Annotated in this window: 22 protein-coding genes; 14 read left to right on the forward strand and 8 right to left on the reverse strand. The window is 36.5% G+C overall.

All coding sequences use genetic code 11. The features are described 5' to 3' along the window. Nucleotides 1-159: 159 nt before the first annotated feature. The 6 genes from BTR42_RS02680 to BTR42_RS02705 all read right to left on the reverse strand — a co-directional run bounded on the left by BTR42_RS02680 (nt 160) and on the right by BTR42_RS02705 (nt 5,239). Nucleotides 160-1,320: a tyrosine-type recombinase/integrase gene (locus tag BTR42_RS02680; RefSeq protein ID WP_077496263.1), complete on the reverse strand. Its 1,161-nt coding sequence runs from the start codon at nt 1,318-1,320 to the stop codon at nt 160-162. 181 nt (nt 1,321-1,501) lie between these two features. Beyond that, complete coding sequence (locus tag BTR42_RS02685) at nt 1,502-2,167, reverse strand: NYN domain-containing protein (protein ID WP_077496265.1); 666 nt, start codon at nt 2,165-2,167, stop codon at nt 1,502-1,504. 265 nt (nt 2,168-2,432) lie between these two features. Next, complete coding sequence (locus BTR42_RS02690) at nt 2,433-3,227, reverse strand: FxLYD domain-containing protein (RefSeq protein ID WP_077496267.1); 795 nt, start codon at nt 3,225-3,227, stop codon at nt 2,433-2,435. 27 nt (nt 3,228-3,254) lie between these two features. Further along, nucleotides 3,255-3,458: a hypothetical protein gene (locus BTR42_RS02695; RefSeq protein WP_033152430.1), complete on the reverse strand. Its 204-nt coding sequence runs from the start codon at nt 3,456-3,458 to the stop codon at nt 3,255-3,257. 62 nt (nt 3,459-3,520) lie between these two features. Next, nucleotides 3,521-4,303 (reverse strand): helix-turn-helix domain-containing protein, encoded by a 783-nt coding sequence (locus tag BTR42_RS02700; protein WP_077496269.1) that lies wholly within the window; start codon nt 4,301-4,303, stop codon nt 3,521-3,523. 246 nt (nt 4,304-4,549) lie between these two features. Beyond that, nucleotides 4,550-5,239, reverse strand: a complete 690-nt coding sequence (locus BTR42_RS02705) for a DUF4145 domain-containing protein (protein WP_077496271.1) — start codon at nt 5,237-5,239, stop codon at nt 4,550-4,552. A 55-nt stretch (nt 5,240-5,294) separates the two neighbouring features. On the opposite strand from BTR42_RS02705, the gene BTR42_RS02710 reads away from it, so the two are divergent. The 3 genes from BTR42_RS02710 to BTR42_RS12575 all read left to right on the forward strand — a co-directional run bounded on the left by BTR42_RS02710 (nt 5,295) and on the right by BTR42_RS12575 (nt 6,042). After that, on the forward strand, nt 5,295-5,504 hold the full coding sequence (locus BTR42_RS02710) for a helix-turn-helix transcriptional regulator (RefSeq protein WP_077496273.1): 210 nt from the start codon (nt 5,295-5,297) through the stop codon (nt 5,502-5,504). Between the two features lie 212 nt (nt 5,505-5,716). After that, the gene (locus BTR42_RS12570) at nt 5,717-5,866 is read left to right on the forward strand and encodes a hypothetical protein (RefSeq protein ID WP_157769857.1); all 150 of its coding nucleotides are present in this window, start codon (nt 5,717-5,719) and stop codon (nt 5,864-5,866) included. Beyond that, nucleotides 5,866-6,042: a hypothetical protein gene (locus BTR42_RS12575; RefSeq protein WP_157769858.1), complete on the forward strand. Its 177-nt coding sequence runs from the start codon at nt 5,866-5,868 to the stop codon at nt 6,040-6,042. Before BTR42_RS12570 ends, BTR42_RS12575 begins: the two co-directional genes overlap by 1 nt. Here the strand turns inward: BTR42_RS12575 and BTR42_RS02715 are convergent. Then, on the reverse strand, nt 6,031-6,819 hold the full coding sequence (locus tag BTR42_RS02715) for a DUF4393 domain-containing protein (protein WP_077496275.1): 789 nt from the start codon (nt 6,817-6,819) through the stop codon (nt 6,031-6,033). The genes BTR42_RS12575 and BTR42_RS02715 overlap by 12 nt on opposite strands. A 55-nt stretch (nt 6,820-6,874) precedes the next feature. Between BTR42_RS02715 and BTR42_RS12495 the strand changes: the two genes are divergently transcribed. Then, nucleotides 6,875-7,021, forward strand: a complete 147-nt coding sequence (locus tag BTR42_RS12495) for a hypothetical protein (protein WP_099046281.1) — start codon at nt 6,875-6,877, stop codon at nt 7,019-7,021. Here BTR42_RS12495 and BTR42_RS02720 read toward each other — a convergent pair. Then, nucleotides 6,995-7,318, reverse strand: coding sequence for a hypothetical protein (locus BTR42_RS02720; protein ID WP_077496277.1), 324 nt, complete (start codon nt 7,316-7,318; stop codon nt 6,995-6,997). The genes BTR42_RS12495 and BTR42_RS02720 overlap by 27 nt on opposite strands. Before the next feature lie 100 nt (nt 7,319-7,418). Here BTR42_RS02720 and BTR42_RS02725 point away from each other — a divergent pair, with 100 nt between their 5' ends. Genes BTR42_RS02725 through BTR42_RS02760 form a run of 10 tightly spaced genes read left to right on the forward strand, consistent with a single transcriptional unit; the run spans nt 7,419 to nt 13,829 of the window. Next, complete coding sequence (locus BTR42_RS02725) at nt 7,419-7,670, forward strand: helix-turn-helix transcriptional regulator (protein WP_012961481.1); 252 nt, start codon at nt 7,419-7,421, stop codon at nt 7,668-7,670. Between the two features lie 38 nt (nt 7,671-7,708). Then, nucleotides 7,709-7,849 carry a hypothetical protein gene (locus tag BTR42_RS12635; protein ID WP_012961482.1) on the forward strand — a complete coding sequence of 47 codons (141 nt, stop codon included), beginning with the start codon at nt 7,709-7,711 and terminating at the stop codon, nt 7,847-7,849. Between the two features lie 9 nt (nt 7,850-7,858). Next, nucleotides 7,859-8,086, forward strand: a complete 228-nt coding sequence (locus BTR42_RS02730) for a hypothetical protein (RefSeq protein WP_077496279.1) — start codon at nt 7,859-7,861, stop codon at nt 8,084-8,086. Further along, on the forward strand, nt 8,073-9,368 hold the full coding sequence (locus tag BTR42_RS02735; protein WP_077496281.1) for an AAA family ATPase: 1,296 nt from the start codon (nt 8,073-8,075) through the stop codon (nt 9,366-9,368). The genes BTR42_RS02730 and BTR42_RS02735 overlap by 14 nt, the downstream gene beginning before the upstream one ends. Nucleotides 9,369-9,387: 19 nt before the next feature. After that, nucleotides 9,388-9,723: a hypothetical protein gene (locus BTR42_RS02740; protein WP_077496283.1), complete on the forward strand. Its 336-nt coding sequence runs from the start codon at nt 9,388-9,390 to the stop codon at nt 9,721-9,723. Next, nucleotides 9,723-10,850, forward strand: coding sequence for an ATP-binding protein (locus BTR42_RS02745; protein WP_077496285.1), 1,128 nt, complete (start codon nt 9,723-9,725; stop codon nt 10,848-10,850). Before BTR42_RS02740 ends, BTR42_RS02745 begins: the two co-directional genes overlap by 1 nt. Nucleotides 10,851-10,859: 9 nt before the next feature. Beyond that, the gene (locus tag BTR42_RS12930) at nt 10,860-10,994 is read left to right on the forward strand and encodes a hypothetical protein (RefSeq protein WP_257787377.1); all 135 of its coding nucleotides are present in this window, start codon (nt 10,860-10,862) and stop codon (nt 10,992-10,994) included. Nucleotide 10,995: 1 nt separating this feature from the next. Next, nucleotides 10,996-11,607 (forward strand): hypothetical protein, encoded by a 612-nt coding sequence (locus tag BTR42_RS02750; RefSeq protein WP_077496287.1) that lies wholly within the window; start codon nt 10,996-10,998, stop codon nt 11,605-11,607. Between the two features lie 13 nt (nt 11,608-11,620). Next, nucleotides 11,621-12,244, forward strand: coding sequence for a hypothetical protein (locus tag BTR42_RS02755; RefSeq protein ID WP_077496289.1), 624 nt, complete (start codon nt 11,621-11,623; stop codon nt 12,242-12,244). A 1-nt stretch (nt 12,245) separates the two neighbouring features. Continuing rightward, nucleotides 12,246-13,829: a DEAD/DEAH box helicase gene (locus BTR42_RS02760; protein WP_077496291.1), complete on the forward strand. Its 1,584-nt coding sequence runs from the start codon at nt 12,246-12,248 to the stop codon at nt 13,827-13,829. The last annotated feature ends 3 nt before the right edge of the window (nt 13,830-13,832 follow it).

Genomic DNA, 13,832 nt, shown 5'->3' on the forward strand with positions numbered 1-13,832 from the left:
TGTCGTAATTGTGCTATAATATAAGCTATTTTGACAAAACGAACTAAACCTTGAAATAAAGCCTATTTTAAAAGGGTTTTGAATTTATTGAAATAATATTTTTTGGGTATTTTTTGGTATTTTTTGATTTTTTGGCGGGGACAAAGGCGGGGAATTTTTTTACTTGATTGCACGCAAGAATGAATCAGTAACTTCACCGGCTACCTCGTCTTTAATATGCGTATATTGTTGTGTCATGTAAGATGTTGAATGTCCTAAAGCTACCGCCATATGCTCGATTGATACACCAGCAATCTGACCTTGTGTAGCAAAAAAGTGTCTCATCATATGAGGTGAAGCGTGAATTTCCGATTCAGCACTTACTTTTTTGAAAATGGTAGCGATATGAGAATATTTTATTGGTTCACCTCTTCGTTTCTTGAGGTTTGCTCCCTCATCGACGAAAATAAAATCATTTTGTCCGAGAATTCTATTGCTTTCTTTGGCGATTCGTCTTGCAAACATCATGGCTTTTTGTAACAATTCTGTCGTCTCTTCGTCAAGCAACACATAACGTTTTGAGGTTCTTGTTTTCATTCTGCCGCCCTCTGGACGTCTTTCCGTTCTGCTTTCGTCCAAGAATATTCTAAAGCGTCCGTTCACCAAATTTAATGAGCTGAATTTAATACCTAAAACCTCACTTCGACGCAAGCCGAAATAAGTCAGTCTAGCCATAGTATAATCATAGCTGCTTAATATTTCACGAGCGCATTCGTCCCAAGCACGAAATTCCTCTAAAGACAATCGTTTCTTTTTAGTAGGAATATTGCTTTTACCAATATAGATTTTCAAAATAGGATTTTTGTCAAGATAACCATTTACAACAGCGTCAGTTACCATAGCTTCGAAAAGAGCATTGATTTGAATGACAGTAGCTCTTGAATAGCTATTTAATAAACTAGATATATATGCTTCGTATTTTGTGCGTTTAATGTCTTTTAATAGCGTAGCACCAAATTGTTTACTAAAATGATGATTGTACCAACTTGTCTTTGTCATAACTGTATCTGGCGCCCAACGCCCAGTTTTGATACGATTTTCGCTGTATATCTGCCAGTAATCGTTAACGGTCATGTTTTTACGGGGGTCGTAGTCACCATTTGCGATTTTGTTTTCGATTTCAGCAAGTGCCTGTCTGGCTTCAGCGACTGTTTTTAAGCCACTAGCACTCACTTCTGTTTGCTTACCATGTAACTTGAATTTTCGGCGAACGTAGTAGCGTTTGCCTTTTTTAGTTTCATATGTGTATATATTTGGATATTTTGTCTTATTGTATTTCATTTTTTCTCCTTGTTAAAAATTAGCTTCTGGACAAGGCTTTTTAACTTAGAGAACTTTGACAATCACCCCCTTAAAATGATAAAATAGAATACAAGAAAAGTGCCCATTTAATGGCTCTTTCTTATACTTCCTTTTCCCTATGTTCAAAGTTTGGCGACGGTGAACATGGGGATTTTTTTGTTTATTGCTTATAAGCGTTATCACAGGTGCGTAGACCCTCAATGTGAAGGCTTAGACTATCTTTTATATGACTACCAAGAGGGTCTAAGACAAAATCAATCCCTTCTCGACGAGCAAGTTTTGCTGCAGGAACAAAGTCACTATCTCCAGCTATCAATACAATTTTATCAACTTGGTGTTTATAAGCTAAAGAAGCTATATCAAGACCTATACGCATATCAACACCTTTTTGTTGCATAGATAAGCTAAAGTCTTTTTCAGTTAAATCTTCAACAGTTATAGTATTATTTAATAATCTTTTAGTTGAACTTGGTTTTAAATTATAATGTACTGTTCCTTCACTTAATTCACCGAGCCTAAGAGCAACTTTACGTTTATGGCTCAATTCATTAAAGAAATCCTCAGTCCATGCCTTAGTTTCACTCTTACTAAAATCTATAGTTCTTTTTGATTGAGGATGATAAACTTGTTTTGAAATAGGAGGACAGTCATAATAAAAAATTCTGTATAAATCATGACGGACTTCATCACCGTAGTTTGTATCTTTTAGATGCCTATTACAATAACTATATAATTCGGTTGCTCTCTGCTTAGCAGTCAAATGTCCTAAGACAGTTGCTGCACGTTTCCTATAAAAGCCACCATCTACCAAAATTGCTATTTTCAATCTTTATTCCTCCGAAAAATACAAAAAGCTCTTGATTTCGGCACTCCCCTTATGGTGGGGGGTCTACTCTCAAGAGCTGAACTAACTTTATTGTGTATTCATTTTAGAACACTTTAATTTTTTTGTCAACTCTTTTGAGTAAAAAACTTTATTTTTTCTTAAGTTTTTGTATTAGTTCTTGAACAAGTTCCCTAAAATTGTTAGTCATAAATCAATATCCCTTCTAACTGTTTAGCTTAAAAAGAACATTTGTACGTTGTTAGCTTTAATCTTCTAAACTATAATCATTTACTGTAATTTGAATAGTTGAAAAAGTTTTATCTGTTGTAAATTCAAGGTTTCGTTTCTCGTTAGCCGCCCAGTCATTTTCATAAATTGTTTGAGTATCAACGGTAGTTCCCTGATCATCAATTAACTTGATATCTAGAAATAAATATTCAAAGTTCAACTGAGTAGTATTTTCAGCAGTAGCAGTATAGATATAATATGAAAGAGATTCGTCTGAATTCGCTTCATCCAATGTAAATGTAAGAGAATCAGCAAATGATTTTATTGTATCTTCATTTTTGTTCTTTGTTTGAACTTCTTTTCCAGATGCTAACAATTCGTCTAAAATACTTTGGTTTTTTTCAGACACTTCAATTTTTTTGATATCATTGATTGCAATTAATTTTGAAGTTCTAGAATCATAATGTTTTTCCCAATTATCATAAAATGAATCTGAACCATACGTTTTAGCAACTTCTAACCCATTTTTTAGTTCATTTATATAAGCTAAAGCAGCTTCTTTAAGTTTGCTATCTTTAAATTTAAGATCTTGGTATTTTTCAATAACATCAAGCTCTGTCTGAGTAGCTGTTTCGTATCCTTCTTCAGTCATTACAACATCAGCATTTGCTTCATCATCAGTATATGCCCATCTGGCATCTAATGCCTTTCCTAAATCAGTAACAAAATCATTATCATAATATTTCACTTCTTTTTTGGTTGATGTTGTTCCACAGCCAGCAACAATAATACTAACAAATAATAAAGATATTACTAAAAACATTCTTTTCATTTTTATTTCTCCTATAATTGATAAAAATTATTTACTTTTAAAGGTTCTACCACAACTATTACAATGCCAGTTGTTTTTTCCGTTCTTACCGACAAGTCCAAGTAGGACGAGTGGCCAAGCAATTAAAAATCCAATACAACCAACACAACCGTTGAAATTTTTTCTGTCCTGATTCATAAATTGAATATTAGTGCTTCTGCAATATGGACAGCGCTTAGCAAACATTCCCATTTTCTTTTTCCTCCTGTATATCAGTTTTTTAAATATAATTCAGTGATTGCGGATAGTTTTTTTTACTTTTCTCTATAAATATCTACAACTTCCCCAATAGTCCTAATGTTATCATTTTCGGATAATGGAATATCATCGTATTCCTTGTTTAATGATTCTAAATAATCACCTTTTAATTTCTTGACGTAATTTTCACCGTTAACTTTAAAAATCCCGATTTTATTTAAATCGACTTGGTCTGTTAGCTTGATAAAAAGGAAATCACCATTTTTTATTTTGGGTTCCATTGAATGACCAACGACGATAGCGATAGTATCATACTCGTCTTCATCTGGTATCTCATCAGCGTCAAAGTCAACCATTGTGTCATAATCATCTTCTTGCCAGTAGCCAGTCCCTGCCGATACTTTACCAGGAGCAGGTAAGCTCACTCGTTTTCTCGTATCATATTCAGCGCGTTTTTCTTGAATATCAATAACTTTACCTTGCTCTTCAGCTAGAAGTTTTTCAGATGTCTGCACAAGTTTATTTTTACGATTATCATTTAACTTATTATAGTTAGATAGTAAAATCGCTTGACGAGGGTCAAAGTTGACTTTGGTTATGTTTTGTTTTGGTTTCGCTGATTCAATTGGTGGAAATAAGTCATCAATTGAAATATCGAAAGCGTTAGCTAAAGCATACATAGTATCTTTTTTAGGAGAACGGAAACCACGTTCATAATTTCCTATAGCATTTTTACCGATGCCAATTTTCTCGCCTAATTCAGTTTGAGTCCAATTATTTTGTTTCCTATATTCTTTTATTTTATTTCCGATAAATTTGGCAATTTCTTCTTTATCCATATTCATCACCTCTTTTCTTACAACATAATAATAGCATAAAAAACCACGAAAAGAAAACTTTTTTTGTTTTTTCGCAAAAAAAATGTTGACAGACCACGAAACGTGGTCTATAATATAGTCAAGGTTAAGGAATTAGCCGAAGAAAATAAAAGAAAGGAGCAAAGATGAACGAACTAGAAAGAACAGCCCTCAATGAAATCATGAGGACTGTAACATACATTGCAGAGAAAGTTGATGAAATTGATTCTAAGATTTCTTTGGACGATTCACAAGTTCATGTGCATCAAGAAATTGAAGTTGCATCTCAATGTAGTGAATAACACCTTTTAAGTATTTCTTTAAATCTTGTAAATCTTTATCGTTATGCCGTCTAGTGTAATGAGTTTCATCGTTACCTATATAGGCAGTTGCTAAAGCAAAGGTTTTAAGATTTTCGTCCTTGATATACGTCTCAATAACTTGTTTCAAGAGCATTTTTTCAATTTCGGTTTTATCTTTTGGATTTGTTGCAATCAAAAAATCTTTAATAAGAAATTCAAGAGCCTTTCTATAGCCAATCCCCGCTAAATGGTCAAGTTGTTCAACTTCAGCTTTTAGTGCTTGAGTATAAATTTGCTTACCTAGTGGGGAAATTAGTTCAAGATCATCTGTAAAAGAAATGTCACTAGGAAGATTTGGAACTACATTGACGTGCTCAATTTCGTAGCTATCGGTGTAGCTATTTATTCGATATTTTGTTGCGATAAATTCCTCTGTCCAGAAATGTTTACAACCTAAGCATCTAAATGTTAAAACCACGCTTGTTTTATCTCTTTCGAGAGAAAAATAAGAAGAATTTACAAGGTGTGGATTTGTTGGTTTTTTACAATTTGGGCATACGTCATCGATAGTTACAGGTTTAGAAACAGATGAGTTTATTGTTGCTTGAAATATCATAATTTGTTCTCCAATCGTTTTATTTAATTATACCATTTTAGAAAGGGGTGAGGGCATGCAAATAAAATTGTACGAATTACGTAAAGAAGCTGGGCTAACACAGGCGCAGATGGCTGAAAAACTGAATATTTCTGAAACAACTTATCGCTCAAAAGAGCTAGGTCAGACCGATTTCAAATCAACAGAAATGTTTTTAATCGCTGATATTCTTGAAAAAGATATCCACGAAATTTTTTTACCTAAAAAGACCACGATTCGTGGTTGAATCGTAAACTTTCCCCTCTCAGCTAGTAGTTACGGCTCTAGCAAGTCAACAAATACAAGTCATTAATCAAAACGGTAATAATTTTCAATAAAATCTCCTCATTTATTTTTTAAACTGATTCCCTTAAAACTTTAATTCACCAAATCAAAATGACTTGCTAGGGCTATAACTGCTAGTTGAGAGCAGTAGAACACAATTAGAAAGGAGCAAACATGAAACCAAAACGATATCCATATAGCGGACAGAAAAAAGAATCTACTTTCAAAACAATAGACGTGATGATAGATGGCAACGGTTCTGTAGAATTTATCAGAAATAACAGATTGGCGCAAATTTATAGTTTAGAAAAGGAGGGAAATTAATGAATATCTTTTTTGTAACAATTATTGTCAGCTCCGTGACAGCAATGTTAACATCTATGATTGCTATGAAATTTCATTTAATTATGTTAAAAAAATGGCTTGCCGATTTTTTCGACAAGCAAGATCTATGGTTACATGATCATTTTGAAAAATTAGCACAAAAGTTATTCCGATAGACAAATATCGTAAAGATCAGACCCAAGTGGTGAAATGTCAATTATTCCTTTAACAATATGTAGAGATTCATTGTTATTTTTATTAATATATGAATTCTTATAAGCTTCTGTAAGTGGGTTATTTTCAAGTAATGAATATCTGCTTTCTTTTGTGAGCCATGTTGCGAAGTCTACTTTTATCAAGCCAAGTCTTTCCAAATTGCTTATTGAAGTGGCGTGTCTGTCGAAATCAAAGATGGAGTCATCGACTGCTTCATGAAGATTTTCACAAGGAATAAAAACTAAATTTTTTAATGGGTTTGTAGATTGGTTATCAAATTGTATTGCATATTGCGCCACAGGAAATCTCCCTGCCTTCGCAATTGTGATTAAATTTTGAGCATCTAATGGGCTCATTTGCTTAATAATTTCAACAAATGAATGGTGAAGTTGTGGGTTTTTGGAAGAATCAAACGAAGAAGCTAACAAAGATGCAAACATTTCTCTAATGTTTTCTTCTTCAATATAAAATTTTGATGCTTCTAACGCTGGTCCAAGGATACTCATTTTAGGTTCTTGGATATGTTCAATAGGAATTTTCTCTACTTTTTCAGTAAGTGACTTAATGTATTGCTCGTTATCTATTCTGCGTTTTTCATTTTTTCTTATTAAAAAACTGTCAATAGAACCGAAAACATATTTCCATGCCTCATTAAACGTATTAGCTGGCGCTTCGGCTCCTTTTACTGCCATTGTTGTGGCAAAAGAAGTCAAAATTGTTGGTAACAGTTCATCCATAGTATACACCTCACATTTTTTGCTTCCATTATATCAAATTTAGAAAGGAGACAAGATGAAAGTTAGCATTGAAATCACAAATCTTTCTGATTTTTTAGAATTAGCTAAAGAAGTGGTTAAAAAAGCCGAAGAACTAGAAACAGCAGTTCAACGGCTAAATAACACTGAATTAGAATTACAAACCAAGACGATTGACGAGTAATGCTTTCTGAGCTTCAGTTACCATTTCTTTCCAAGTTGAGAATTTAGTCTGCTGAGAAACGAACACATCTAAAATATTTTCGTCTGCTTTCTTGAATTCCTCTTGATTAGAAATCTTTTCAGGACTAGATAATAAAAATTCTTCTATGGTTGAAAAGTTAGTGTTTTCACTCATGAATTTTTTAGAAAAGATTTCATTGAAAGAGTATTTATGTGTCCCTGAAACTGACTGAGCATTTTTGGATAATTGATTGAGGTTCTTCTCAACTCTATCCATTCCCTTTATTTTAAAACTCATATAATCACCTCCTTTCGAGATGATTATACCAAAAAAAAGCCACTGAAAAATCAGTGACTTACCAAATAACTTACTTACATTATACCAGAAAGGAAACACTATGGATAGTGTAATGCAACAATTTTCTGATTGGTTAAAAAGCATAATCAAGGAAACATTAAACAAGCTTTTGGAAATCGAACGGGATGACGGGTTTAACGAGTTGATGAACGCCACAGAAACATGCAAGTTTCTAGGCATTGATTACAGCACATTTCAAAAATATCGTTATTCAGACGATTTTCCAAAAGAACTGCCAGCAAAACGCTGGTCTAAGCGAGCTATTAAGAAATGGCTTGAAAATCAAATTTAAAAGCTTCTGGACAAGGCTTAAAAGAGAAAGGATTTAACATGAAACTAATCAACTGGATTTTTGCAAAACCTAAAAAACAACAAGAACTACAGCAAACGTGGACGTTTGAACACAACGGTTGGGAAGCCAGTGCTAAAGATTATAACCAAATTCACAATATCCGTAACGGCTTAATTTAGGTGGCAAATATGATACAAGAAGTTATTAACGAAAATGCGTTCTTGAAAGACGAAAATAGACGTCTAAACAATGAACTGACAAAACATTACTTTGCAACAGTCGCAAAAGCAAACTTGCTTGATATCATCATTGCTGAAGGGTATATCTTACCATCAACGCTTGATAAGTGTATCAATCAGCTTGATGAAATCGACCAGCTAGAAATTAGAAAGGCTATGACAAATGGTGACAATTAATAAACTAGAAATTGAGAACGTCAAACGGATTAAAGCGGTCAAAATTGAACCGTCAGCGAGTGGTTTGACTGTAATTGGTGGAAATAACAATCAAGGTAAGACCAGTGTTCTGGACAGCATTGCTTGGGCATTAGGTGGTAACAAATACAAACCAAGTAAAGCAGAACGCGAGGGCTCAATAGTGCCGCCAACACTAAAAGTAACCTTATCAAACGGTCTTATCGTTGAGCGCAAAGGTAAGAATAGCTCGCTTAAAGTCATTGACCCTAACGGTCAAAAAGCAGGGCAACAGTTACTTGACAGCTTCGTGGAAGAATTAGCTATCAACTTACCTAAATTCATGGAAAGCACACCAAAAGACAAGGCTAACACGCTTTTACAAATCATTGGTGTTGGTGACCAGTTAGCTGAATTGGAGCTAAAAGAAAAGGAAATCTATAATCAACGTCATGCAATTGGTGTGATTGCTGACCAGAAGGAAAAGTTCGCCAAAGAACAGCCGTATTATCCAGACGCACCAAAAGAACTGGTTAGTATTTCAGAGCTTATCCAACAGCAGCAGACTATCTTAGCTAAGAATGGTGAGAATGCTCGTAAGCGTCAAAATGTGACAGTCATTCAACAAAATTACGACTTCAAGAAAGCCGAAGTAGAGGACTTCAAACAAAAATTAAAACAAGCAGAAGCACAATTGGCACAGCTTGAAAATGATTTGTCTATCGCACAGACTGACGCTATGGACTTGCATGACGAATCAACAGCTGAAATCGAAGAAAATATTGCACGTATTGACGAAACCAATCGCCGTGTTCGCGCTAATCTTGATAAAGATAAAGCCGAAGACGACGCCAAACAACAGCGTGAACAATACAATCAATTGACTAACGAAATCGAAGCTGTTCGTCAACAGAAAACAGATTTGTTAACTAACGCAGACTTGCCACTTGAAGGCTTATCAGTATCTGACGGTAAGCTACTATATCAAGGGCAAGAATGGGATAACATGTCTGGTAGTCAACAACTTATGGTGGCTACTGCGATTGTTCGTAAACTCAAACCAGAATGTGGCTTTGTTTTAATTGACAAGTTGGAACAAATGGACCAAATCACACTTGAACAATTTGGCGCTTGGCTAGAACAAGAAGGTTTACAAGCCATTGCCACAAGGGTATCAACTGGTGAAGAATGTGCTGTGATAATCGAGGACGGTTACTCAGTCGTTAACGAAGCACATCAACAATCAACAACAGCTAAGCCAGCATTTACAGCAGGTACATTTTAAGAAATAGGAGAAAAAAACAATGAAACAAACTGAAACATTTATCGTCTTTCGTGATAAGAAAACAGGAGCTTTCCTAGTGGACTATCAAAACAAAAAAACTTCTTTAGCTTTTAATTCTACCTGGAGTGATGATATTGAAAGTGCAATTAATATCACAAAAGAAAAATTTGAGGAAGAAAATGAACGTTACAAAGGAATGCTAGACGTCTTTGGCGCAGAACCGATTGAAGTCAAAGCAGAATACACGCTCACAACATTGGATGGTGAGGAACCAAAAGAAATCAAAGTGAGCAGTCAAAGTAAAGCTGAAATGTTGTTTGATGCACTTGACGATATTTTCGGAGGTGACGATTAATGCAAATTACAAAAGGAAAACGCGCACGAGCTCAAAAAGTAGTCGTTTATGGTCCTGAAGGTATTGGTAAGTCAACCTTTGCGGCACAATTTCCAGAACCGCTATTTATCGACACGGAAGGTTCAACAGATAACATGGACGTCTCACGCTTGGATAAGCCATCAAGTTACACTATGTTAAAAAACGAAATTGCATGGGTGAAAGCTAATCCAACTGTTTGTAAGACGCTTGTCATTGATACGATTGACTGGGCAGAAAGTTTAGTCATTGCAGATGTCTGCGCACAACATGGTAAGAAAGGTATTGAGGATTTCGGCTGGGGAAATGGCTACACATACACTAAGGAAGAAATGGGGCGTCTGCTCAATCAGCTTGGTGAATTGGTTGATTTAGGTATCAACGTTGTGTTAACAGCACACGCTCAAATGCGTAAATTTGAACAGCCAGACGAAATGGGAAGTTATGACCGCTGGGAGTTGAAACTCGGTAAAAAGACAAGTTCACAGACTGCACCGTTAGTTAAAGAATGGGCTGACATGGTTCTGTTTGCCAATTATAAAACAGTCGTTATGACAGCCGATAACGGTAAGAAAAAGGCTACTGGAGGGCAACGTGTTCTATACACGCAACACCACCCAGCTTGGGACGCTAAAAATCGTCATGGTTTGCCAGAAGAAATGCCATTTGATTATGCAGGCATTGCACACATCTTTAATCAAGCGCAACCACAGCCTACACCTCAACCACAACAAACAGCGCCTGAGCCTGCTCCACAAGCACCAGCACAGGAACAAACACCAACTGCCGAACCAGCGCCACAGGTTCAACCACAGGCACAAGAAACGCCACAGCAACCGTCACAAGCGCCTGAAAGCTTAACGCAGCCTGCGCCAGAACGTCAGCCTTACCAAGAGCCTAATTTAGCCTTACCACAAGCGCTGCGTGATTTAATGATACAAAATCAAGTCACAGAGCTTGAAGTCCAAAAGGCAGTTGCTCAAAAGGGTTACTATCCAGAGGATACGCCAGTTATCATGTACGACCCTGGATTTATCGACGGTGTCCTTATTGGCGCTTGGGACCAAGTATTCAACATGATTAAAGACAATCGTATCTTGCCATTTTAGGTGATTATTATGGCTAAAGAAACATTACTTAAACTTTTGGAAGAAAGTATTGACGAAATTTATAAAGGTGATATTCCAGAAGATCTTACCTTTGATACTTTTATTAAAGATTTAAATAACTTTTTAGAAAACGAGGAGAAATAACATGACACAATTTAACAATAACTTTGACCATGAATTAGCTTGGGATGATGAAATTACCACAGACGCCAAAGGATTCGTACAGATTACACCTGGTGACTATCAATTCACAGTTACTAATCTTGAACGTGGACGTCACACGCCAAATCCACAAAAACCAGGAAAATTGCCAGCCTGCAACAAAGCAACTATTACTATCGTGATTGAAACTGCTGAAGGTGAAGCACAATTAACACATAATCTATTTTTGCATACATCAACTGAAGGTATGTTGTCAGCATTCTTTGGTGCTATCGGTCAAAAGAAACACGGTGAACCACTTCGTATGAATTGGAATAGTGTCATTGGTGCAAAAGGTGTTTGCCGAGTAAATAAACGCAAAGGTACTGGACAATATGCTGACCGTGAATATGACAACGTTAAAGCGATGATTTACGCTGATGACGTTGATTGGACAAAAGTGTTGAACGCAAACGTACAATCACAACAGCCAACTTATCAACAACCAGCGCAAAATTACCAAGCCCCTGCGCAACTAACAGCACAACCTCAACAATATCCGCAACAACCACAAGCACCACAACAAGCTGCAGGATTTCAAGCTGGGCAATTTTAAGAGGTAACTAACAATGAAAACAAGAAAATTAAAGAATGATTTAACTGGTCAGACTTTTGGTTTTCTAAGGGTATTACGCCGTTCCGAAGATGTCGGGAACGGTCGTAAGCCTGTTGTCAAGTTTGTCTGCGAGTGCAAATGCGGAAAAACTATTCATGTTAAATCAGATTCCTTACTATCTGGTCACACAGTAAGTTGTGGATGTAAAAAAGTAAAACATGGATTTTCACACAAGGAGCGTTTATACCAAACATGGCTTAATATGCGTCAAAGATGTAATAATCCTAATCGTCCAGATTTTGCAAGATATGGTGATAGAGGGGTAAAGATTTGTGACGAATGGCAGGATTATTCAAAATTCAGAGAATGGTCATTATCACACGGATATGCCGACAACTTATCGATTGACCGCATTGATGTTAATGGTAATTATGAACCCTCTAATTGCAGGTGGGTAGATAACTATATTCAAGCAAACAACACTCGTAAAAATCATTTGATTACATTTGAAGGCAAAACTTATACAATGGCAGAACTTGCCAGAAAGCTAGGGGTATCTTATGCAGCATTACAGCACAGAGTAGAGCGAGGTTGGACGATTGATAGAATCGTCAACACACCTCAAAGGAGTTGGTGAAATGGAATTACGAAGCTATCAACAAGAAAGTATTGACTCTATTTTGTCAGAATGGGAGCAAGGTCATAAAAGAACGTTATTAGTTTTGCCAACAGGGTGTGGGAAAACCGTAGTTTTTACTAAGTTAACCGAGGAATTGGTTAGGCAAGGAAAACGTGTTCTTATTTTAGCTCACCGCTCGGAATTGCTAGAACAAGCAGCAGATAAATTAAAAAAAGTTACTGGGCTTGGTGCCTCGGTCGAAAAAGCTGAGCAGACTTCGCAAGGGTCATGGTATCGTGTAACTGTTGGTAGTGTCCAAACGCTTCAAAGAGATAAACGACTTGAACAATTTCCAAAAGATTATTGGGATGTCATTATTGTAGACGAAGCGCACCATATTTTAGCTGATGGTTACCAAAAAGTAATGAATTACTTTGATTGCGCAGATGTATTGGGAGTTACAGCTACAGCTGACAGATCTGATCGTCGCAATCTAGGCGAATATTTCGACAGTCTAGCTTACGAGTATTCGATTGTTGACGCAATCAAATCTGGCTATTTATCAAAAATCACAGCAGTTACTATCCCGTTGACGTTGGATTTATCAAGTGTTAGTCAACAAGCTGGTGATTTCAAGGCTAGCGAAGTTGGAACAGCGTTAGATCCATATTTGGAACAAATCGCAGATGAAATGGTTAAGCAATGTTCAGACAGGAAAACAGTTGTATTCTTACCATTGGTAAAGACGTCTAAGAAATTCCGCGACATTTTAAACAAGAAGGGCTTTAAAGCTGCTGAAGTGAATGGCGAGTCAGAAGACCGTGCGGAAATTTTAGCTGACTTTGACGAAGGTAAATACAATGTTCTGTGTAATTCAATGTTACTGACTGAAGGCTGGGATTGTCCGAGCGTTGACTGCGTTGTGGTGCTTAGACCGACAAAGGTTAGAGCGCTGTATAGTCAAATGGTAGGACGTGGCACGCGCTTAGCTGAAGGTAAAGAGAATTTGTTGATTCTGGATTTCCTTTGGCATACAGAACGCCACGAACTATGCCGACCAGCACATCTAATCACAGACAGCCCAGAAGTGGCTAAGAAAATGGTTGAAAACATGGCTGAACAGACGAACCAACAATTTGAATTGCTGGAAGCTGAAGAAACAGCTAGCAAGGACGTTGTGGCTGAACGTGAAGAAGCACTTGCAAAACAATTATCAGAAATGCGCAAGCGTAAACGTCGATTAGTTGACCCACTACAATTTGAAATGTCTATCCAAGCCGAGGACTTAGCGGACTATGTTCCAGCGTTTGGCATTGAGATGACACCGCCAACAGACAAACAACTAAAAGCATTAGAGAAATTCGGTATCTTTACTGATGATATTGGCAATTTTGGTAAGGCTAGCAAGCTGTTAGACCGACTTAAGAAACGTCAAACAGAAGGGCTAACCACACCTAAACAAATTCGTTTGCTTGAACGCTACGGGTTTAAAAATGTTGGTATGTGGACATTTGCCAGCGCAAGTAGCTTAATTAATCGCATTGCTGCAAACGGTTGGCATGTTCCTCGCGGTATTCGACCAGCGGAATTTAAACCAGAATAAATA

The sequence above is a fragment of the Streptococcus gallolyticus subsp. gallolyticus DSM 16831 genome (assembly GCF_002000985.1).
In the GTDB taxonomy this organism is placed as follows: domain Bacteria; phylum Bacillota; class Bacilli; order Lactobacillales; family Streptococcaceae; genus Streptococcus; species Streptococcus gallolyticus.

Coding starts and splice junctions, on each gene's coding strand:
- BTR42_RS02680 (WP_077496263.1), bottom strand. CDS start 1,320: ATGAAATACAATAAGACAAAATATCCAAATATATACACATATGAAACT.
- BTR42_RS02690 (WP_077496267.1), bottom strand. CDS start 3,227: ATGAAAAGAATGTTTTTAGTAATATCTTTATTATTTGTTAGTATTATT.
- BTR42_RS02695 (WP_033152430.1), bottom strand. CDS start 3,458: ATGGGAATGTTTGCTAAGCGCTGTCCATATTGCAGAAGCACTAATATT.
- BTR42_RS02700 (WP_077496269.1), bottom strand. CDS start 4,303: ATGGATAAAGAAGAAATTGCCAAATTTATCGGAAATAAAATAAAAGAA.
- BTR42_RS02705 (WP_077496271.1), bottom strand. CDS start 5,239: ATGATATTTCAAGCAACAATAAACTCATCTGTTTCTAAACCTGTAACT.
- BTR42_RS02710 (WP_077496273.1), top strand. CDS start 5,295: ATGCAAATAAAATTGTACGAATTACGTAAAGAAGCTGGGCTAACACAG.
- BTR42_RS12570 (WP_157769857.1), top strand. CDS start 5,717: ATGAAACCAAAACGATATCCATATAGCGGACAGAAAAAAGAATCTACT.
- BTR42_RS12575 (WP_157769858.1), top strand. CDS start 5,866: ATGAATATCTTTTTTGTAACAATTATTGTCAGCTCCGTGACAGCAATG.
- BTR42_RS02715 (WP_077496275.1), bottom strand. CDS start 6,819: ATGGATGAACTGTTACCAACAATTTTGACTTCTTTTGCCACAACAATG.
- BTR42_RS12495 (WP_099046281.1), top strand. CDS start 6,875: ATGAAAGTTAGCATTGAAATCACAAATCTTTCTGATTTTTTAGAATTA.
- BTR42_RS02720 (WP_077496277.1), bottom strand. CDS start 7,318: ATGAGTTTTAAAATAAAGGGAATGGATAGAGTTGAGAAGAACCTCAAT.
- BTR42_RS02725 (WP_012961481.1), top strand. CDS start 7,419: ATGGATAGTGTAATGCAACAATTTTCTGATTGGTTAAAAAGCATAATC.
- BTR42_RS12635 (WP_012961482.1), top strand. CDS start 7,709: ATGAAACTAATCAACTGGATTTTTGCAAAACCTAAAAAACAACAAGAA.
- BTR42_RS02730 (WP_077496279.1), top strand. CDS start 7,859: ATGATACAAGAAGTTATTAACGAAAATGCGTTCTTGAAAGACGAAAAT.
- BTR42_RS02735 (WP_077496281.1), top strand. CDS start 8,073: ATGGTGACAATTAATAAACTAGAAATTGAGAACGTCAAACGGATTAAA.
- BTR42_RS02740 (WP_077496283.1), top strand. CDS start 9,388: ATGAAACAAACTGAAACATTTATCGTCTTTCGTGATAAGAAAACAGGA.
- BTR42_RS02745 (WP_077496285.1), top strand. CDS start 9,723: ATGCAAATTACAAAAGGAAAACGCGCACGAGCTCAAAAAGTAGTCGTT.
- BTR42_RS12930 (WP_257787377.1), top strand. CDS start 10,860: ATGGCTAAAGAAACATTACTTAAACTTTTGGAAGAAAGTATTGACGAA.
- BTR42_RS02750 (WP_077496287.1), top strand. CDS start 10,996: ATGACACAATTTAACAATAACTTTGACCATGAATTAGCTTGGGATGAT.
- BTR42_RS02755 (WP_077496289.1), top strand. CDS start 11,621: ATGAAAACAAGAAAATTAAAGAATGATTTAACTGGTCAGACTTTTGGT.
- BTR42_RS02760 (WP_077496291.1), top strand. CDS start 12,246: ATGGAATTACGAAGCTATCAACAAGAAAGTATTGACTCTATTTTGTCA.